The following is a 20,559-nucleotide window of genomic DNA, read 5'->3' as shown; positions in this document are numbered from 1 at the left end:
CTCACTCGAGGGGCAGTACATGACGACCTTTCCCCAACCCTTCATGCCACGTCCACCGTTGAAGTCATTTCCGGTCGCCGAGCACGGACCGTTCACGACCGCTGAACTCCACCTTCGACTGACAAGGGAAACAGTGGGCCTCCATTCAGAAGCGTCACCTTCACCCCTCGTGGAGTGGGACCCGCCCCGCGACGCGAAGGCGGTGCTGGTGTGTCTGCCCCACGCGGGTTCCGGCGCCTTCCAGTTCCGCACCTGGCAGGAACGGCTCGGCCCGGACATCGCGCTGCTGGCCGTACAGCTGCCGGGCCGGGAGAACCGGTGGCGCGAGGAGCCCGCGACCCGCATGGCGGAGGTGCTCGACGAGCTAGCGCCGGCACTCGCCGCCCGGCTCGACCTGCCCTACTTCGTGTACGGCCACAGCATGGGCGCCCTGGTGGGGTACGAGCTCGCGCGCGTCCTGGGCCGGGAACACGGCCGGTGGCCCTGCGGATTCGTCGCCTCGGCCTGCCGGGCACCGGACGACCAGGGCGAGCCCTCCGGCACGTCCCGGCTGACCGACGAAGAGCTCGTCGCCGAACTGGTCGCGGAAGGCCTCGTTCCCGCGGCCGTGGGCGCCAACAGCCGCCTGGCCGCAGCGGTGGCACGACCCCTGCGCGCCGACAACGCCGTCTGCGACTCCTACACGCCACCCGGCGAGGACGCTCTCCTGCCCTGCCCGCTCGTCGCGTGGCGGGGGCAGGACGATGCGGGCGTGACGGACGACCACATCCGCAAGTGGCCTGCCTGGTCCGCCGCTACCGGCACCGTGCGGACCTTCCCCGGAGACCACTTCTACCCCCTCGCCGATCCACACCTCGTGACCGCCGCACTGAGGGCGTTCGTCCTGGGTCTGCTGTCACCGCACCGCTGAGCGGGGAGGCCCGCGGGCATCCCCCGACGGCAGAACCGCTCAGTACCCCTCAGCCCCCGTGCCCGCCCCGGCCCTCCGGGACGGGACAACCCCGAAGGAATTCGCATTGCCAAGCAATAATCCGCTGCCCGAGCTGGGAGATCCGGACCTCCGGTCACCCCGGAGCTATCTTCGATGGCTGATCGGCAGGCAGTCGAGCACACTGTTCCTCGGGGTGTTGTGGGGCTGTCTGTGGATGGCCAGCATGGGCCTGACCCCCTTCGCCATCGGCCGGGCCATCGACGCCATGTCGGAGAAGGACACCGACCGGCTGCTGGTCTGGACCGGCGTCATCGTCGGGCTCGCCCTGGTGACCACCGCCGGCAGCGTCCTGCGCCACCGCTGTGACACGATCGGCCGGCTCAAGGCCAACTTCCTGACGTTCCGCCTCGTGGCCGCGCACGCGACACGGCTGGGCGCGACCCTGCCCAAGCGGGTCTCCACCGGCGAGGTCGTGGCCATCGGCACGTCGGACATCTCCCGCATCGGCGCCCTGCCCGGGGCCCTCGCCCGCGGCATAGGCAGCGTGGTCACCGTCGTGCTCGTCGCCATGGTGCTGCTCTCCACCTCGGTCACCCTCGGCCTGCTCGTGCTCATCGGCGTCCCCGTCCTGCTCGCGGGCACGGGCCCGCTGCTCAGGCCGCTGCACAAGCGGATCGGCAGCTACCGTGACCTCGAGGGCGACTTGACGAACCGGGCCGGCGACATCGTGTCCGGTCTGCGCGTGCTGCGCGGCATCGGCGGCGAGGCCGCGTTCGGCGAGCGCTACCGCAAGGACTCGCAGCGGCTGCGGGAGGCCGGCGTCCACGTGGCGAAGGTCGAATCGGTGCTGCCCGCCGCCGAGGTGCTGCTCCCCGGGGTCTTCGTGGTGGCGGTCGTCTGGATCGGTGCCCGCCTGGCCGTCGGTGGCGGTCTCACCGCCGGTGAACTCGTCGCGGCCTACGGATACGCCGCGTTCCTCATGCTGCCGATGCGCACCGCGACCTCGGCGGTGCAGTCGTTCGTCGGCGCCGATGTGGCGGCGCAGCGCGTCGTACGCGTACTGGCCCTCGAGCCCGACGCCACCTCCGACGCCGCACGGGCCGACCTCTCCGAGGCGCCCGACCTGTACGACGCGGCATCGGGGCTGCGGGTCCGGCCGGGGCTGATGACCGCGATCGCCGCCTCCACTCCGGAGGAGGGCGCCGAGATCGCCGAACGGCTCGGGCGCTACGCCCCGGGTGAGGTGACCGTGGGCGGCGTACCGCTGGACTCGCTGCCGCTGCAGCAGGTGCGTGACCTCGTCCTGGTGGCCCGCAACGAGGACACCCTCTTCTCCGGTGTCCTGGCCGACGATCTGGGCGGACGCTCGGACCAGGTGCGGGCCCAGGCCCTGCGCAACGCCAACGCGGAGGACATCGTCGAGGCCCTGCCGGACGGTCTGGCCACCGTCGTCACCGCAGGGGGCTCCGCGTTCTCGGGCGGCCAGCAGCAGCGGCTTCGGCTGGCGCGCGCGCTGGCCGCGCAGCCCCGGGTACTCGTCCTCGTCGATCCGACCAGTGCCGTGGACGCGCACACCGAATCGGTGATCGCCGAGCGGCTCCACACGTCCAGGGCGGAGCTCACGACCGTGGTCGTGAGCAACAGCCCGCTGTTGCTCGACCGGGCCGACGAGGTCGCCTACGTGGAGGACGGCAAGGTCGTCGCGACCGGCACGCACCGTGAACTCGCCACCGGTGCGTCCCAGTACGCCGCCGTCGTCATGCGGGAGGAGACGTGACCGTCATCGTCCCCCGTCCTTCCGACAGCCGCCCTCAGAGGAGTGCCCAGTGAGTCTTCCGGTAGCCGACGCGAAGACGGTCCGCCGTCACGTACGGGGCCTGGTGCGCAGCCATACCGGCCCGCTGACCCGCACCGTGCTCTGGTTCGTCCTCGCCACGGTCTGCGGTCTGGTCGTACCCGCCCTGCTGGGCCGTCTGGTCGGGCAGGTGGAGAAGGGCATCACCACCGACCAGGTGGACATCACCGTACTGACGATCGCCGGACTCCTGCTGCTCCAGGGCGTGTTCACCCGCACCGCCCGCCTCCAGGGGGCCCGGCTCGGTGAGCTGGTCCTGGCCGACATCCGCGAGGGGTTCGTGCGGCGGGTCCTGACCCTGCCCCTGCACACGGTGGAGAAGGCCGGGGCCGGCGATCTGCTGACCCGCAGCACCCGCGACGTGGAGGCGCTGTCCAACGCCGTGCGCATGGGCGCGCCCTCGATCCTGGTGGCGAGCCTCTCGGTGGTCCTGACGCTGGTGGCGCTGGTCGTGACCAGCCCGATCATGGTCCTGCCGTGCCTCGTCGCCGTCCCGCTCATCGTCTGGTCGACCCGCTGGTACCTGGCACGCGCCCGGGAGGCCTACCTGGCCGAGGCGGCCACCTACTCCGACCTCTCCCAGGGCCTCACCGAGACGGTGACCGGCGCCCGCAGCGTGGAGTCGCTGCAGCGGTCCGCCTCGCGCATCCGCCGTACGGACGAGGACGTCGAGCGGGCCAACGGCGCGGAGCGGCGCACGCTGTTCCTGCGCAGCGTCTGGTTCCCGCTGATGGACTTCGGCTACGTGCTGCCGGTCGCCGCCACGCTGCTGTTCGGCGGCCTCTTCTACATCGAGGGCTGGGTGAGCCTCGGCGAGGTGACCGCCGCGGCCCTCTACACCCGGGCCGTGATCGACCCGCTGGACGAACTGCTCGGCTGGCTCGAGGAGTTGCAGGTCGGTGACGCCTCGCTGGCCCGCCTGATCGGCATCGACGCCGAGGCCGAGGCCGGCCCGGCGAGCGGCTCCGGCCGGCGGCCCGAGGGCGACCGGCTGGCCGCGGAAGGCATCGCCTATGCCTACCGCGCCGGTCACGACGTGATCGAGGACGTCAGTCTCAGCGTCGGATCCGGTGAGCGCATCGCCATCGTCGGCCCTTCGGGGGCCGGGAAGTCGACCCTCGGCCGCATCCTCGCGGGCATCCACGAGCCGCGTACCGGATCGGTCACGCTGGGCGGAGTGCCGGTCCACGAACTGCCGTTGGAAGAACTGCGCCGCCACGTCGCGCTGGTCACGCAGGAACACCACGTGTTCCTCGGAACCGTGCGCGAGAACGTGGCACTGGCCGCGCCGGACGCCACGGACGAGCAGGTGACGGCGGCCCTGGCGGCCGTGGCCGCCGAGGACTGGGTCCAGGCCCTTCCGGACGGTCTCGACACCGAGCTGGGCACCGACGAGAACCCCGTATCGCCCGGGCAGGCGCAGCAACTGGCCCTGGCCCGGCTCGTCCTGGCCGATCCGCACACCCTGGTACTTGACGAGGCCACCTCGCTGCTCGACCCGCGGGCGGCCCGCGACCTCGAGCGTTCGCTCGCCGGCGTGCTGCGCGGGCGCACCGTCATCGCCATCGCCCACCGGCTGCACACCGCCCATGACGCGGACCGTGTGGTCGTGATGGAGGCCGGCCGCATCACCGAGCAAGGGGCTCATGACGAGCTCGTCTCGGCGGGGGGCGCGTACGCCGGACTGTGGGAGTCCTGGCACGGGCGCGGCCCCTCGGCCTCTGCGAAATCCCTTGTTTCTTCACCTTCTTCGGACCAGCCCGAACACTGAGCGCCAGGAGAGACCGTTGCATGCCGACCGCACGCTTATAGTCGACGCCGAAGCCATCTCCACCATCGTCACGAAGGTGGGGCTGGGGCAACTCTACGATCTGACGATCGCCCGTTTGGAGACCGTTCTCGCCACCGGCCACGACGCACCGGTGGAGATGAAGCAGCGGGACGGATTCCTCATCGAGACACCCCATCTGGGCCTGCTGGAGTGGATGCCCGCGATGCGCCACGGCGCCACGGTGTCCATGAAGATGGTCGGCTACAACCCGCACAATCCGGCCAAGAACCAGTTGCCCACCATCCTGTCCACCTTGTGCGCCTTCGATGCGGACAGCGGCCATCTGCGGACGGTCATCGACGGGACCTTCGCCACCGCCGTCCGTACGGGCGCGGCGTCCGCGCTGGCCAGCCGGGTGCTGGCGCGTCCGGACTCCGCGGTCCTCGGTCTCGTGGGCTGCGGCGCGCAGGCGGTGACCCAGCTGCACGCCCTGTCCCGGGTCTTCTCCTTCTCCGAGATCCTGGTGTGTGACGAGGACGTGCGGGCGGAGAACTCCTTCGCGGCCAGGTCCCGGATGCCTGCCGGGGCCATACGGATCGCGCCGCTGGCGGAGGTGGAGGAGCGGGCCGACGTGCTGTGCACCGCCACCTCGGTCGCCCCGTACGCGGGCCCGGTCATCCGGGGCACCAACCTCAAGCCCTGGGTGCACGTCAACACCATCGGCTCCGACATGCCGGGGAAGACCGAGCTGCCGCTGGAGCTGCTGCGCAACGCGGTCGTCGTTCCCGACCACGTGGAGCAGGCGCGGGCCGAGGGCGACTGCCAGCAGCTCGCTCCGGAGGAGATCGGGCCCTCGCTCGCCGAGATCCTCCTGGACCCGGAGGCCCACGGGAAGCTGTCCCCGGTCACCACCGTGTACGACTCGACGGGCCTGGCGCTCCAGGACCTCGTCATGGTCGAGGTGTTCGAGGAGCTCGCACGGGACCTCGGCGTCGGTCACCGCATCGCCATCGAGGCGACTGCCGACGACCCGCAGGACCCCTACTCGTTCCTGCCGGGGTCTGTCACCCGGTCCTGGGAGGGGCAGCAGGGGGCGCGGCGATGACCGCGGCGCCTCCTCCCCCGGGGCACGCCGGGCCCGTGGTGGACACCGGCGTGTCCTCGGTCCTGGAGCTGATCGACCGCGAGGTCGCCGCGCACCCCGGGGCGCCCGCGGTGCGCGAGCCGGGCCGGGAGGTGACGTACGCGGAACTCGACCGTCTCGCGGACACCGTCGCGGGCCGGCTCGGGCGCGAGTTCGGCATCGCGCGCGGTGACACGGTGCTCATCGCCGCGCGGGCGGGAGCCGACTTCACCGCGGCGGTCCTGGGCACGTTGCGGGCCGGGGCCGCCTATCTGCCGGTGGACACGACCTACCCGCCCGAGCGCATCGAGCAGATTCTGCGGGCGAGCAGCGCGGCCCTGCTGGTCCTGGCCGATCCGGGGGCGCTGGACACCGGCGCCCCGGGGATGCGGGCGACCGATCTGGCGGGTCTGGTGGCACCGGATCCGGCGGGCGGCGCGGCGCCGGCGGCCGTCCGGCGGCCTGCGGCGCCGGAGGATCCCGCGTACGTCATCTTCTCCTCGGGATCCACCGGCGCCCCCAAGGGCATCGTCCAGACCCACCGCTGCCTGGCCAACTTCATCTCCTGGCAGGTGGACGGCTCCGGGCTCGGGCGCGGCCGGCGGGTCCTTCAGGTGGCACCGCTGACCTTCGACGTGTCGGTCCAGGAGATGTTCTACACGCTCGCCTCGGGCGGGTGCCTGCATGTGCCGGAGCCCCATGTCCGGCGCGATCCACGGGATCTGATCGACTTCGTCATCGACGAACGCATCGAAGTCGTGGACTTCCCCCAGTCGCTCATCGACGTGGTCATGAAGCTGCCGACGAACCTCGAGCACGCCGCGGACCTGCGCCACATCATCAGCGCGGGCGAGACGGTCCGGGTCACTGAGGCCCTGGAGGGGCTGCTGACGCGCCGGCCGGAGATCACCCTGCACAACCACTACGGGCCGGCCGAGAACCACATGGTGGCCAGTCACTCGATGAGCGGCGCGGCCGGCAATCTCGAACCGAGGCCGCCGGTCGGGTCACTGGTGTGGAACACCTACGTCTACGTGCTGGACGAGCAGGGCGTGCCCGTGCCCGACGGGGAGGTCGGGGAGGTGTACATCGGCGGTGTGGGGGTGGCCCTGGGATATACCGATCCCGAGCTGAGCCGCACCGCGTTCGTACCCGATCCGTTCCGTCCGGGCGCCCGGCTGTACCGCACCCGGGACCGGGGGGTGTGGCGGGCCGACCAGACGCTCCAGTTGCTGGGCCGGATCGACGACCTGATCAAGATCCGGGGCAATGCCGTGGAACCCCGGGAGGTGGAGGCGCGCCTCGCGGGCTTCGCCGGGGTCAAGGACGCCGCGGCGTTCGCGGTGGTGCGGGCCGGCGGGGCGGTGGAGCTGCACGCTGCTCTCACCGGTGATCCGCCGCCGGCCCCGGAACTGCGCCGGGCGCTGCTCGCGGTCCTGCCCGACTACATGGTGCCGGTGCGCTGGTGGCTCGTGGAGAGTCTGCCCGTCTCACCCAACGGGAAGCTCGATCGCAAGGCCCTGCCCGGCCAGGGGGCGCAGCCCCTGTCCCTGGTGCCTCACCAGGCGAACGCCTCGCGGTAGCCGCGCTTCTCGATGCAGTACGTCCGGAACGCCTCGGCCTTCTCGACCAGTGCCTCGTCCCCGGTGCGCACGGCGGCTTCGACGAACCAGTCGAACGCCGCCGTCGCATCGGCCTGGCGCGTGAAGTGGACCGCGGCGAACTTCCGGAAGGAGGCGCGCAGGTTGGTGGCGTTCATATCGGCCGCGGAGGACAGCAGCTCCGCCACGTCGGCCTCCGAGACCGGAGGACGCGAAATGATGCGGACGGGCAGTTCCGACGGGATGGAGTTCTTGATTTCGATGGGCGTTTCCGCATCCGCGAAATCAAGACAGAGAGACAGCCTGGCGAGCGGCGAGACACTCCGGGCCGAGTGCGGAACCGTGGTGTGGATTTTCCATACCTCGCCACGGCGGAGGTGATAGACGATGTCGTTCTCGGAATGGAGGGAGTCCTCGTCCGTGCGCAGCGGTATCTGAAGCCGCGTACCCGGTTCGGAGAATTCCAGAAAATCTACGTGCGGCGCGAGAATTCCGTCACTCAGGCCGAAGATGCGGACCCACTGCAGCCTCTCGAGAGGGAAGTTGTCGGTGACGAGCGACATAATTCCGGGAAGCTTCTTTCCCAGGTCAGTCAGGGTGAGCTGGCCCTCGTAGGGCCGGAACGCCGTGTCCTTGCCGCTTCCCCCGGAGTTCGCGAGGACATGCGCGGACCAGTATCCGAAGGAAAATGCGTCGTACTCACCCCCGGCATCGTTCGAATCGATGACCGAAATATCTTCGGCGAGGTCGTAGGAATCGATCGGAAGCGTGGCGAGCCTTTGAGATTTGAGCATGCGAGATCCCGTCGGTTGATGAGCGCGCGATGGCGCCGGACTCCGATGATCGGCAATCATAACTACTGACGGAAGAGAGGGCAATGGCCGACTGCGGGCATCGGATTCGCGATTGACAAGGCCCATTTCCCTTGCGCAGGATCTTAAGGCGCCGTCAAGTTCCACAGAACCATCGAAGGTATTGGGTGAGCGTACAAAATGCTGAGTGACAATGCCCTGAGTGAATCCTGGCTCGCCCGGTTGGCGGCCGGCCGCGGAGTTCCGTTCCTGGACGTCGTGTCCCCGGACGGCGACGCGCCGGAGTGCACCCTGGAACCCGCAGTCACCGAGCGGCTGGACTCCCTGACGGGCGGCGACGCGACCGGCCTCCTGCTGCTGACCGTCGCGGCCACCCGGTTCGCGCTGGCCGCGCTCGACGAGGAACCCCGGCATGTGATCCTGGTGCCCGTGCCCGCCCCGTCGCCCGGCGCGGGCACGGGGACCGGCACGGACGCGGCGCCGCACGAGCTCGCGCTCTGCGCTCCCCTCGACCGCGAGGCACCGGCCTCGGCCTTCCTGACGGCGCTGCACGCAGAATTCGAATCCGCCCTGCCCCTCGCCTGGCCCGACCGGGAGGCGATCGCCTCCCGCCTGCAGCTCGCCGGTGTGCCCGTGGGCCGTGCTCTCGGCCGGCTCGGCGTCGTGTGCGAGGAGGCGGGCGGCAAACTGCTGCAGCCGGTCGGCCTGTGCCTGACCCTGCGTCGGGCCGGCGGCCGGCTGACCCTGACCGCCGAGGCGGACGGCGAGCTGCCGGCGGCCGCGGCAGCCCTTCTTCGCTGTACGGCGGCCGCCCTCGCGGAACTCGGCCGTTCACCTCGGCGGCCGGTCGCGGAGCTGGACGTCCTCGGTCCCGCACAGCGCGCCGAACTGGAGCGGTGGTCGGGCCTGCCCGTCGCAGCCGACTTCGCCGACGCGACCCTCACCGGCATCGTCGACGACGCCGCGAACCGCTTCGCCGATCGCGAGGCGGTGTCCGACGGCGCCGTGGTGTGGAGCCACCGGGAGCTGGCGCTGCGCTCGTCGCGCGCCGCGCGGTCGCTCACCCTCGACCACGGTGTGAAGCCGGGCGACCGGGTCGCACTGCTGCTGCCCAAGAGCCCCGAACTCGTGCTGGCGGTACTGGCGGTACTGCGGGCGGGCGCCTCGATGGTTCCCCTCGACCCCTCGCACCCGCCGGAGCGGGTCGCCCGTCAGCTGCGCCTGAGCGGGGCCGTCTGCGTCATCTCCGCAGAGGACGAACTGCCCGGGCAGGTGGCCGTCCCGGTGGTGTCCCCGCAGGCCCTGGCCGGCGCCGACGGCCCCGGGGCGGCGGCCGGACCGGGCCCCGACGACGAAGCCATCCTCTTCTTCACCTCCGGATCGACCGGCCTGCCCCGCCCGGTGGCGCTCACCCACCGCCAGCTCGCCCACAAGACCCTCACCTCGGGGCGGCTCCTCGGTTTCGACGAGGAGAGCCGGTGCGCCCTGCTGTCGGCGGTGACCTCCGACGCCCTGACGTACCAGATCTTCACCACGCTCACCGCGGGCGGCTGCGTGGTGGTCATGGGCTCGCCCCAGACGCTCTCGCCCTCGGAGTTCTGGGCGTCGACGCGGCGCCTGCGCGTGAACGTCATCAACTGTGTTCCCTCCCTGCTCGCCGTGATGGCCGAAGGACTGCCTGCGGGAGCCGCCGAGGAAGTCCGCATCTGCCTGCTGGGCGGCGACGAGATCCCGGCGGGGCTCCTGCCCCGGCTGGCGGACCGGCTGCGGGTGGGCACCTTCGGCAACCTGTACGGGCCCACCGAGGCCACCATCGAGGCGACCACCTTCACCTGCCCCGGATCGGCCTTCCCCGAGTTGACCACCGTCCCGGTCGGCAGGCCCTCCGAGGGCTTCGGCGTGCTGGTGCTCACCCCCCACGGGGACCACGCACCGCCCGGCATCCCCGGCGAGATCCACGTCCTCGGCCCCGGCGTGGCCCGTGGCTACGCCGATGACGAACCGACCGGCCCGGGGCGGTTCTGCGAGCTCCCCGCGCACCCCGGCGTCCGGGTGTTCCGGACCGGCGACTTCGGCCGCTGGAACCACCGGGGCGAGCTGGTCTTCCTGGGCCGCCGGGACAACCAGATCCAGATCCACGGCAACCGGGTCGAGCTGGGCGAGGTGGAGGCGTCCCTCAGCGCCGTCGCCGGCATCGTCGCCGCCACGGTCCTTCCCTTCACCGCCCCCTCGGGACCGCCGACCGTCGTGGCCGTCTACACCTCGGACCAGGATCTCGAACCGGCCGACGTACGCCGCCGATTGGAGCGGCGCCTGCCCGGCTACATGGTCCCCGGCCGTATCCTGCGACTCGACGAGCTGCCCGTCACCCTGCACGGCAAGATCGACCGCCTGGCCATCCTGGCCCACGTGGCGAGCCTGGACGGGCAGGTCTGGCAGCCTGGCGACGAAGCCGACCGCACCGCCGCCCGGATCTGGGCCGACGCCCTCGGGGCCGCGCCGCGCACCGGGGACGAGGACCTCTTCGCGGCGGGCGGCCACAGCCTCACCGCCACCGACCTCGCGGGCCGGCTGACCGCGGCTGCAGGCGGCGGCGCGATCACCGTCCGCGACGTGTTCACCGCCCGCACTCCCGAAGGGTTCGGCGCCCTGCTGCGCCGTGCCGCGGCCGACGGCCCTGCGGACCCCACCGTCCGGACACCGTGGCCCGAGACCCCGGACCCCGTCCCCGCGAGCAACGCCCAGCGCCGGATGTGGTTCCTCGAGCAGTACGAGGGCGGGGAGGTGCGCCCGTACAACATGGTGGAAGCGTTCCGGCTGCCCGGCTCCCCCGAGGCGGCCGACGTGGCGGACGCGCTGGAGCGGACGGTGCGCAGGCACCAGGCCCTGCGCACCGTGTTCCGCGCCGACCCCGAGGGCCTGCGCCAGATCGTGCTGGCTCCCGAGCGGGCCCGGCCCGCACTGCGGGTCCACCGGACGGGGCCCGAGGGCGCCTCCGATCTGCTGCGGCGCATCGCGGATGCGGAGCAGCGCCACGTGTTCGACCCGGCCGAGGGTCCCCTGCTGCGTGCCCACTGGCTCGTCGAGGACGGGCGCCCCGGCGGCACGCTCCTGCTGTCGGTCCATCACAGCGTCTGCGACGGCTGGTCGTTCGCGGTGATCCTGCGCGACCTCCAGCGGTTCCTGGGCGGCAGGGAACAGGCACCGGAGCCCACGCAGTACGGTGCGTACGCGCTCGATCGGCACGACCGCCCGGACGATGCGCAGAGCGGCGCGTTCTGGCGGCGCACCCTGGACGGCGCGCCGAGCGTCGACCTGCCGCTCGACCGCCACCGGCCGACGGAGCGCAGTTCGGCGGCGGGCACGGTCCGGCTGACGCTCGGCGAAGGCACGACCCGGTCCGTGCAGGACCTGTGCCGCCGGCTCGGCACCACCTCGTTCACGGCGATGGTGGCCGCCGTCCGTGTCCTCCTGCTGCGCTGGAGCGGAGCCGGCGACATCGTGCTCGGCACGGTCGTCTCGGGCCGCGACCGTCCCGAACTGGCCGACTCGGTGGGGCTGTTCGTCAACACCGTGGCGCTACGCACCCCGGTCGGGCCGGAGCTCGGCTTCACCGATGTGCTGGCGGCCGCGGCGGCGCACGCCCGGGAGGTCCGCACCCACGAGGAGTACCCCTTCGAGAACCTCGTGGAGGCGATGGGGCGCGAACGGATCCCGGGACGCAATCCGCTCTTCGACGTGCTGGTCGAGGCCGCCGTCTCCGGTACGGACCCGCTGGGCACCGACGAGGACCCGGCGGCCGAACACATCCGCCTGGACAGCGGCGCGGAGGGGTTCGACCTCGCCTTCAGCTTCGGCGAACCCGGCCCGGACCGTCCGATCGAAGTGGCGATCACCTACCGCGAGGACGTACTGGACGCGGGAACCGCACACCGGCTGGCCGGCCAGCTGGACCACCTCCTGACCGCTCTGGCGGCCGCCCCCGAGGCCCCCGTCGGCGCGGCCCCCCTGCTGCCCGAGGCACAGCGCGCCGCGCTCATCGCGGCCGGTACCGGGGAGAGCCCCGCTGCCGCGCGTACCGCGGGCACCCTCCTCGACCTCGTCGGCGCGCAGGTGCAGCGGGCGCCCGAGGGCCGGGCCGTCGTCTGCGGCGACCGTGTCCTGACCTACCGCGCACTGGACCGCCGGGCCGATGCCCTGGCCGCCCGGATCGCCGCGGTGGCGCCGACGGGGCCCGACCGCGTGGTCGCTGTGCTGTGCGAGCGCTCGGAGTGGATGCCCGTCGCGTTGCTCGCCGTCCTCAAGACCGGTTCGGCGTTCCTTCCCCTCGATCCGCAGCAGTCGCCGGCCCGGATCGCCCGGGTGCTCCGCGACAGCGGCGCGGTCGCCGCCGTCACGTCGGCGGACTTCACGCGGACCACGGTCGCCGAGGGCCTGCCCACGGTGACCGTCGGCGACGCGCCCGAGGCCGCTGCGGTCCGGGACGCGCCGCGGCCACTCCAGCCCGCCGCCGGCCCCGCCGACCTCGCCTACGTCGTGTACACCTCCGGCTCCACCGGAACGCCCAAGGGCGTCATGGTGGAGCACCGCGGCATCGTCAACTCCGTCCGGTTCCGCATCGACCACTACGGCCTCGACGCCGACGGGGCGGTCCTCCAGGTCGATCCGATCCATGCCGACGCCGGCATCGCCGACGTGTTCAGCGCGCTCGGTTCGGGCGCGCCCATGGTGATCGTCACCCGGGAACAACTGCTCACGCCGCAGGACGTGGCCGCGGTCATGCGGAAGCACCCGATCCGCCATGTGATGCTCGTGCCGAGTCTCTACCAGATGCTGCTCGACGAGGTCGGCCCGGCGTTCCGCGAGGTGCGCGAGGTCGTGCTCGGCGGGGAGCGGGTCACCAGGGCGCTCGCCGCCCGGCATGCCGAACTCCTCCCCGGCGTACGGCTGTTCAACGAGTACGGCCCGGCCGAGGACAGTGTGGTGACCACGGTGGATCCGGTGGACGGGACCGGGGGCCCCGGCACGCCGGAAAACCGGTCCGGGACGGCTTCCGGCGAGGCCTCGATCGGCCGCGCGCTGCCCGGCAAGTGGGTGGACCTGCTCGACGAGCGGGGCGGGCTGGTACCGCTGGGGGCTCCGGGCGAACTGTGCATCGGCGGAGCGGGCCTGGCCCGCGGCTACCTCGGCGACGCGGAGCTGACGTCCGCCCGCTTCGTGACCAGCCGGGTACGCCCGGGCGAGCGCATGTACCGCACCGGCGACCTGGCCCGCCGACTGCCCGACGGACGCCTGGAGTACCTGGGCCGGGCCGACGACCAGCTCAAGATCCGGGGCAACCGGGTCGAGCCGAACGAGGTGGCCGCGGTCCTCGCCGAGGCCCCCGGCCTGCGCAACGCCGCCGTGCTCCCGACGACCGGCGCCGACCCGCGGCTGGTCGCCTACGTGGTCGGTGAGGCGGACCCGGCGGCGCTCCGCCGGCACCTCGCGGGTCGGCTGCCCGCCTACATGATGCCCGCCGCCTTCGTGTACCTGCCCGCCCTCCCGGTGGCCGCGGGCGGCAAACTCGACCGCCGGGCGCTGCCCGCGCCCGACGAGGCCCTGGCCGCCGCGGAATCCCCCGCCGCAGCCCGGCCGTTCACCCCGGCCGAGCAGCACGTCGCCGACGTGTGGACGCAGATTCTGGAGCGTCCCGTCACGGACCCGGACGCAAACCTGTTCGAGATGGGCGGCCACAGTCTGGCCGCCGCACGCATCGCGCACGCCCTGCACGTCAAGGTGCGCACCGTCTTCGCCTCCCCGACCGTGGCCGCGCTCACCACGGCACTGGAAGGGCAGTCGGCGAAGGCCACAGCGGAGCGGGGCCCGGTCGCGGGGGCGTCCTCGCAGAGCGGGTTCCTGCCGCTGTCCCGGGCACAGCGCCGCGTCTGGCTGACCTCACGGTGGGCGGGCTCGGACACCTTCATCATCTCCGACCTCGTACGGCTGGGCCGCCGGATCGATGCCGGCGCGCTCCGCAGCGCCCTCGGCGCCGTCGTCGAGCGCCAGGACATGCTGCGCGCGCAGGTCCTGCCCCGGGGTACGGAGGCGGAGCTGACCGTCCTGGACCGCCTGCCGGACGGCGCACCGCTGGTCGTCGTGGACCTGCCCGGCGCGGACCCCGCGGGGCCGGAGGTCGCGGCCGCGCTGCACGACGCCCGACGGGTCAGCTTCGCCCTCGAAACGGCGCCGCTGTTCGAAGTGCGGCTGCTCGCGGGGCCCGTCGGCGGTGATCTGCTCACCGTCACCGCCCATCACCTGATCTACGACGGCGCGAGCGTCGACGTGCTGCTGGACGACCTGTTCACCGCGTACGAGCAGGCCGTCGCGGGCGAACCGCCCCGGCTGCCCCGACTCCCCTACACCTACCAGGAGTGGGTCCGCGAGGAGCAGGAGTGGCTTGCCGGGCCCGAGGCGGAGCGTGAGGTGGAGTTCTGGCGGGAGCGGCTGCGCGGCGTCACGGAAGGGCCCGATCCCGTGGACCCGGCCCGCCGCCGCAGCCGCCGGGGCCGGACCGCACTGGTCCACCGGTCCCTTCCCGCAGCCGTGCTCGGCGGCGCCCCCGCGACCCCGTTCGCGCAGGTGGTCACCGCTTTCGCCCTCACCCTGCACCAGCGCACCCGGGCCACCGACCTCGTCGTCGGCTTCGCCGCGGGACTCCGCAACCGGCCCGAGGCCGACGCGCTGATCGGCTATCTGGTCAACGCGGTACCCCTACGGGTCACGCTGGACGACGCGGTGACCGGGGGCGAATTGCTGTCCCGGGTCCAGACCGGGATCTTCGAGGCCTACGACCACTCCCGGCTGCCGTTCGACGTGCTCGCGCAGCGGCTGGCGCTGCGCGCGGCGCCGGGCCGCAGCCTGCTGCTCGACCTGGGCGTCAGCTGGGAGAACGCGGGCCTGCACCCCGAGAGTTACGTGGTCGAGGACCTGCTGGTGAACGATCTGCCCGCCACCAGCGACCTCTGGCTCTACGCACGCGTCAAGGGCGACGCACTGCACCTCGACCTCACCTACGACGACAACCTGCTCGACGAGGCGGAGGCCGACGGCTACGTCGATCATGTCGCCGCGGTGCTGCGCACCTTGGCCACCGGCCGGTGCGCACCGCCCGCCGGCCCCCCGTCACCGACTCTGCCCCCGACCCCGGAGCCGTCCGCATCCGGCTCTGTTTGGAGCGACACACACTATGACTTCTGACACCGCCCTCAGGCACAGGGGATGGGGCGACCGTGACTGAACCCGACCTGACACAGCGGCTGTGCGCGTTGTTCGCCACGGCACTTGACCTGGACGAAGTCACCCCGGACACCGACTTCTTCGTCGCCGGCGGCCACAGCCTGTCCGCGCTGGAGCTCTCCGTGGCCGTGGAAGAGGCCGTCGGCGTGCGGGTCCGCGTGCGGGACATCTTCGACGCCGCCTCGCCCGAACTGCTCGCGGCCCGGCTGGCCGGCCTCGCCCCCGGAACCGTGGAACCCGCCGAGCCGGCCGCCCCGCGCCAACGGCCCGCCGCTGCCCTGCCCGGAGCCGAAGTCGCCGAGGCCACGCGCTGGCTGTGGCTGGAGCGGCAGCGCGGGGACGGCGCCTTTGGGGCCTACACGGTGCCCTGCCTGCTGGACGGCGAGGGTGCCGTGGACGTCGACAGGCTGGCGGCGGCGCTGGACGGCCTGATGCGACGCCACCCGGCGCTGCGGACCGTCTTCGTCGAGGCCCAGGGCGAACCGCGGGCGCTGGTCACCGACGACGTGCCGCCGTTGGAGGTCATCGACCTGCGCGGGCACGACCAGGGCGACGCCCGGCTCGACGCCCTGGTGGAGGAGCGCCTCGCCGTGCCGTTCGACCCGTCGACCGGCCCGCTCACACGGACCACCCTGTTCCTGCGCGCCGACGCCCGGTGGTCGCTCCTGCTGCTCGCGGACCACCTCGTGTGCGACGGACGCAGCCTGGAGATCCTCGCCACGCAACTCGTGGCGGCCTACGCGGACCCGGCTGCGGTCGGGCCGCCCGTGGACCGGCCCGCTCACCGCTCGTCCGATCAGGAGGCCGCGCTCGACCACTGGCGTCGCGTGCTCCTCCCCCCTCCGGCGCCGCTGCCCCTCCCGGTGCACGGTCCGCGGACGCAGCGGGCCGGCGGCTCCACCGGCATCGCCGTGCGGGAGATCGGTCCGGACGTGCTGCGACAGCTGACGGACCTGGGCAGGCGGCACCACGCGGGCACGTTCGTGCCGCTGGCCGCCGCCGTCGCCCGTACCCTGGCCGGGATCACGGGCAGCACGGACATCTGTCTGGGCACCCCCGTGGACCGGCGGGCCCGACTCGGTGCCAACGACGCGGTCGGCTTCCACATCGCGACCGTCCCGCTGCGGCTGCAGGTCCGGGACGAGGCTTCGGCGGACGACCTCGTCGATCAGGTCGCGCAGCGCACGGTGGACGCGGTGGACCACAGCGGGGTGGCCTTCGACACGCTCGTCTCGGCGCTCGCCCCACCGCGCTCCCCCGGACGGATGCCGTTCTTCGACGTGTGGGTGGCCCTGTATCCCCGCATCGACACCGGACCGTGTGCGCCGGGCGGGATCGCCCTGCGCGGCGGGCCGATACCCCAGCGCGTCGGCATGTTCGAACTGTCCTTCCAGTTCGTGGAACACGCGGACGGCATGCGGCTGTGGCTCCAGTACGACACCGAGCGCTACGCCGCGGACACCGCCGAGCGGATGGCCCGGCGGCTCGTCGACGAAGTGGCGCGCCTCCTGGCGGACCCCGCGGAGCCCGGACCCGAAGCGGCGCTGACGCACCGTGCCTTCAGCGGCTTCCGGTTCGACGCCTGAACCGACCTGTTGCCCCTGCACATGAGGAGATGAACCATGACGACGTCCATCAGGCCCCGGACCGGGACCGAGCTGCGGCTGACCGCGGCCGAAGCCCGGCAGGTGTCCGATCTGACCCTGCGCCTGGCCGAGCAGTACCTCGCGGCCGACGACGAACGGCTGCTCCAGGAGCTGCCGTTGCTCACCGGTGAACTGCCCGTCCGGGTCCGGCGCTTTCTGCGTGCCTTCTCCCTCGACCAGGCAAGCGGTTTCTGCGCGGTCAACGGCCATCTCGTGGACGACGAGCGCATAGGGCCCACGCCCGCGCACTGGAAGGACGAGACCCGGATCCACCGCGAACTGCCCGAGGAGATCCTCGTCCTCCTCTACGGTTCGCTGCTCGGCGAACCGTTCGGCTGGGCCACCCAGCAGGACGGGCACCTGGTCAACGACGTGTTCCCGATCCGCCAGTACGAGCGCGAGCTGCTCGGCACGGGCAGCAAGACGCCGCTGACCCTGCACACCGAGGACGCCTTCCACCCCTACCGCGCCGACTACATCATCCTGTCGGCGCTGCGCAATCCGGATGCCGTGCCGGTGACCGTCGCGGAGGCGGACTTCTCGGTACTGCCGCAGGACGTCCTCGACGTCCTGTTCCAGAGCCGGTTCCACATCGTTCCCGACAAGTCGCACCTGCCGGAGAACAACACGGTGCGCACCGACGAGGACCGGCTGGTCTTCGAGAACATCGCGCGCCTCATCGACGGGCTCGGCCCGGTGCCCATGCTGACCGGGTCCCGGTCCCACCCTCTGCTGTGCTTCGACGCGACGCACATGTCGGCGCCCGAGGAGGACACCGAGGCCGTACGGGCCTTCGCCGCGGCGGCGGAGCTGCTCGACGCAGGCCTGACCGACTGCCCGCTCGAGGCCGGCAGTTGTGTCTTCATGAACAACCACCGGGTGGTGCACAGCCGTAGTGCCTTCGAGGCGCGCTACGACGGCACGGACCGCTGGCTCAAGCGGGTCAACGTCACCCACGACCTGCGCAAGTCCCGTGCCATGCGCCGGTCCGTCGGCTCCCGCCTGATCGGCTAGCCGAAGACCCGTACACCGCAACGCCACGCACTGTGCCCGGGGCAGGAATGCCCCGGGCACAGTGCGTGGCGTTGCGGCGCGGCTACGCCTGGTCGTCCGGCTTGGCCTTCCGGATCAGGTCGGCGACCTCGCGGACGGTGGGGGTGTCGAAGAAGTCACCCAGGTCGATGCTCACGCCCAGCTGCTGTTCGATGGCGTCGATCACGGAGATCGCGAGCAGGCTGTGCCCGCCCTCGTCGAAGAAGTCCCCGTCGGGACCGATCGGGCCGGAGGCGAGGACCTCCTCGAAGATGGCGCCGACCTTCACCTCCAGCGCGTCGCCTGCCGCTCCCGTCCGCGACGGGGCGGATGCGGGTGCCGGGGCGGCGTCGGTCTCGGCGAGACGCACCAGGGCGCCCCGGTCGATCTTGCCGCTCACCATCCGGGGCAGCTCGTCGATCAGCGTGATGGAGGTCGGCACCATCGCGGGCGGCAGTGCGGCATTGGCCCGCGCCCTGATCTCCTCCACCGTGGTGTCCACGGCTTCCAGCCAGGCCGCCAGCGCCGGAGCGCCGTCGGGGCCGCTCACCACGGCGACCGCCGTCTGGCGAACCCCCGGCAGCAGTCCCAGCACGCTCTCCACCTCACCGGGCTCCACCCGGTGGCCGCGTATCTTCACCTGGTCGTCGGCCCGCCCGGTGAACTCCAGCATGCCGTCCGGACGCCACCAGACGAGGTCCCCCGTGCGGTAGCTGCGTCCCCCCGGCGCCCCGGCGTCGGCCACGAACGCCGCCGCCGTCAGCTCCGGCCGGTTGCGGTATCCGTCCGCAAGGCCGTGTCCCGCCAGCCTGAGCTCTCCGACGAATCCGATCGGCAGGGCCCGGCCGTCGCCGCCGGTCACGGTGGCGACGGTGTTGGCGATGGGCCACCCGATGGGGAGGCCTGGGCCGGCGGCCGTGCCGTGGTCGAACGCGGTCGCGCCCACCGAGCTCTCGGTCGGGCCGTACTCGTTGATCAGCCTGACTCCGGGCAGCAGTTCGTGGTGGCGGCCCACCAGGTCGGGCGTCGTGGCCTCGCCGGCGACGGTGACGGCGCGCAGCGAGCCCGCGGCACGCGGGAGTTCGCCCAGCAGGACCCGGTAGAGGCTCGGGACGGTCGTGAGGTGGGTGATGCGGTGCTGCTGCGCCAGCTCGGCCAGCTGACGCGGCAGCAGCTGGTGCGTGTCCGCGAGGACGAGGCGCCCGCCGGAGGCCAGCACCGGGAACAGGTCGGCGACCGAGCTGTCGAAGGCCAGCGACGGCAGTTGCAGCAGCCTGGTGTCGAGGTCCAGCCCGTGGTTGCGCCGCTTCCAGTGCACATAGCTCGCGATGGCACGGTGCCGGATCTCCACGCCCTTGGGCCGGCCGGTCGACCCCGAGGTGTACACCACGTAGGCGAGGTCGTCCGGGAGCGGCCCGGGCCGGTCGGTGCCGGGCTCGGCGGCGGGGCCGCCGACCGCGGCCTGGATGTCGATCACCGGGGTGGTGAGGCCGACGGGCAGCCCGGTGAGCAGGTCGGACGCGGCGAGGACGGCTGCGCACTCGGCGTCGTCGAGGATCTCGGCCAGCCTGGCGGCCGGTGACCTGGGGTCGAGCGGCACATAGGCCGCGCCCGCGAGCAGCGTGCCGGTGATCGCCGACACGGCGTGGACCGTCTTGCCGGTGAGCACCCCCACCCGGTGTCCCCGTCCGATGCCCGCGGCGTGCAGACGAGCCGCCACGGCCTGCGCGGCCTGCCAGAACTCGCGGTACGTCAGGGACTCGGCACCGGCGACGACGGCCGTACGGTCCGGGTTCGCGCGGACCGCCTCCTCGATCGGCGCCGTCAACGTCGTGGTGACGCCCTGCGGTTCGAAGCCGCGTCGGCCGAGCGCAACGGCCGCCGCCTCATCGTCCGCTGCGGCCGTCGGCAGCGCGGCGGCGGGGCCGTGCGGATCGGCGAACCCGGCCAGGACACGGGACACGGACCGCAGCAGCACTTCCAGGAACCAGGCCTCGGCGCGATCCGGTCCGGCCTCGGCCACGAGTTCGCGTACGCCGTCGGCACCGGACTCGGTCAGTCTCAGCTCGATGACGTCCTGCTGGGACGCACGGGCGGCGAGGCCGGCACCGACCCGGGCCGAGCCGACCAGCACCGCGCCGGCGAGCGCCGCCTCGTCGGTCACCACGGGCGCCGACCGCAGCGCCGAGTCGGCGGCACGGACGAGATCGCCGACGGTGGACCGGGCGGCGAGCCCGATCCCGGACAGCACCGGCCCGGCCGGGCCGGACACGGCCACCACCGGCTCGTCGGTGTGCTCCGCAGCACCGACCACCACCGCCGTCGCCGCGGTGAGCGCGACCAGTTCCTCCAGGGGGCGGTCGCCGGAGACCTTGGCCAGCCCGTCGACGGCGGCCGCGGTCAGCGCGAGCCTGGCGTGGGCCCGCGCCGAGTGCGCGGCGCCCGTACGTCGAGGGCGGATCGTGGTGGCGGGCACCACAGTGTCGGATGTCATGGGCACATTCCCTTGC

The 20,559-nt window shown here is 72.6% G+C and carries 10 protein-coding genes; 8 read left to right on the top strand and 2 right to left on the bottom strand.

The features are described 5' to 3' along the window. Positions 1 to 169 precede the first annotated feature (169 nt). The 5 genes from OG299_RS32885 to OG299_RS32865 all read left to right on the top strand — a co-directional run bounded on the left by OG299_RS32885 (position 170) and on the right by OG299_RS32865 (position 7,263). Positions 170 to 910: a thioesterase II family protein gene (locus OG299_RS32885; protein WP_327363422.1), complete on the top strand. Its 741-nt coding sequence runs from the start codon at positions 170 to 172 to the stop codon at positions 908 to 910. Positions 911 to 1,154: 244 nt separating this feature from the next. Then, entirely contained in the window at positions 1,155 to 2,708 is a 1,554-nt protein-coding gene (locus tag OG299_RS32880) for an ABC transporter transmembrane domain-containing protein (protein WP_327363421.1), read from the top strand. A 49-nt stretch (positions 2,709 to 2,757) separates the two neighbouring features. Further along, a complete protein-coding gene (locus OG299_RS32875) occupies positions 2,758 to 4,557 on the top strand; it encodes an ABC transporter ATP-binding protein (protein WP_266631582.1) in 1,800 nt (599 codons plus the stop codon). A gap of 16 nt (positions 4,558 to 4,573) precedes the next feature. Then, positions 4,574 to 5,662 (top strand): ornithine cyclodeaminase family protein, encoded by a 1,089-nt coding sequence (locus OG299_RS32870; protein WP_266631581.1) that lies wholly within the window; start codon positions 4,574 to 4,576, stop codon positions 5,660 to 5,662. Further along, on the top strand, positions 5,659 to 7,263 hold the full coding sequence (locus tag OG299_RS32865; protein ID WP_327363420.1) for an amino acid adenylation domain-containing protein: 1,605 nt from the start codon (positions 5,659 to 5,661) through the stop codon (positions 7,261 to 7,263). Before OG299_RS32870 ends, OG299_RS32865 begins: the two co-directional genes overlap by 4 nt. Here the strand turns inward: OG299_RS32865 and OG299_RS32860 are convergent. Further along, positions 7,239 to 8,075: a putative nonproteinogenic amino acid hydroxylase gene (locus tag OG299_RS32860; protein WP_266631579.1), complete on the bottom strand. Its 837-nt coding sequence runs from the start codon at positions 8,073 to 8,075 to the stop codon at positions 7,239 to 7,241. The two genes, OG299_RS32865 and OG299_RS32860, sit on opposite strands and share 25 nt — an antisense overlap. A 198-nt stretch (positions 8,076 to 8,273) precedes the next feature. Between OG299_RS32860 and OG299_RS32855 the strand changes: the two genes are divergently transcribed. Genes OG299_RS32855 through gntD form a run of 3 tightly spaced genes read left to right on the top strand, consistent with a single transcriptional unit; the run spans position 8,274 to position 18,031 of the window. Then, entirely contained in the window at positions 8,274 to 15,332 is a 7,059-nt protein-coding gene (locus OG299_RS32855; protein ID WP_327363419.1) for a non-ribosomal peptide synthetase, read from the top strand. Between the two features lie 32 nt (positions 15,333 to 15,364). After that, entirely contained in the window at positions 15,365 to 16,957 is a 1,593-nt protein-coding gene (locus OG299_RS32850; protein WP_327363418.1) for a condensation domain-containing protein, read from the top strand. Positions 16,958 to 16,993: 36 nt separating this feature from the next. Further along, positions 16,994 to 18,031, top strand: coding sequence for a guanitoxin biosynthesis L-enduracididine beta-hydroxylase GntD (gntD, locus tag OG299_RS32845; protein WP_327363416.1), 1,038 nt, complete (start codon positions 16,994 to 16,996; stop codon positions 18,029 to 18,031). 82 nt (positions 18,032 to 18,113) lie between these two features. On the opposite strand, the gene OG299_RS32840 is transcribed toward gntD, so the two are convergent. Further along, complete coding sequence (locus OG299_RS32840; protein WP_327363415.1) at positions 18,114 to 20,543, bottom strand: non-ribosomal peptide synthetase; 2,430 nt, start codon at positions 20,541 to 20,543, stop codon at positions 18,114 to 18,116. Positions 20,544 to 20,559: the final 16 nt, after the last annotated feature.

It is taken from the genome of Streptomyces sp. NBC_01296, from assembly GCF_035984415.1.
Taxonomy (GTDB): domain Bacteria; phylum Actinomycetota; class Actinomycetes; order Streptomycetales; family Streptomycetaceae; genus Streptomyces.
This window is presented reverse-complemented; position numbering and strand designations above follow the sequence as displayed.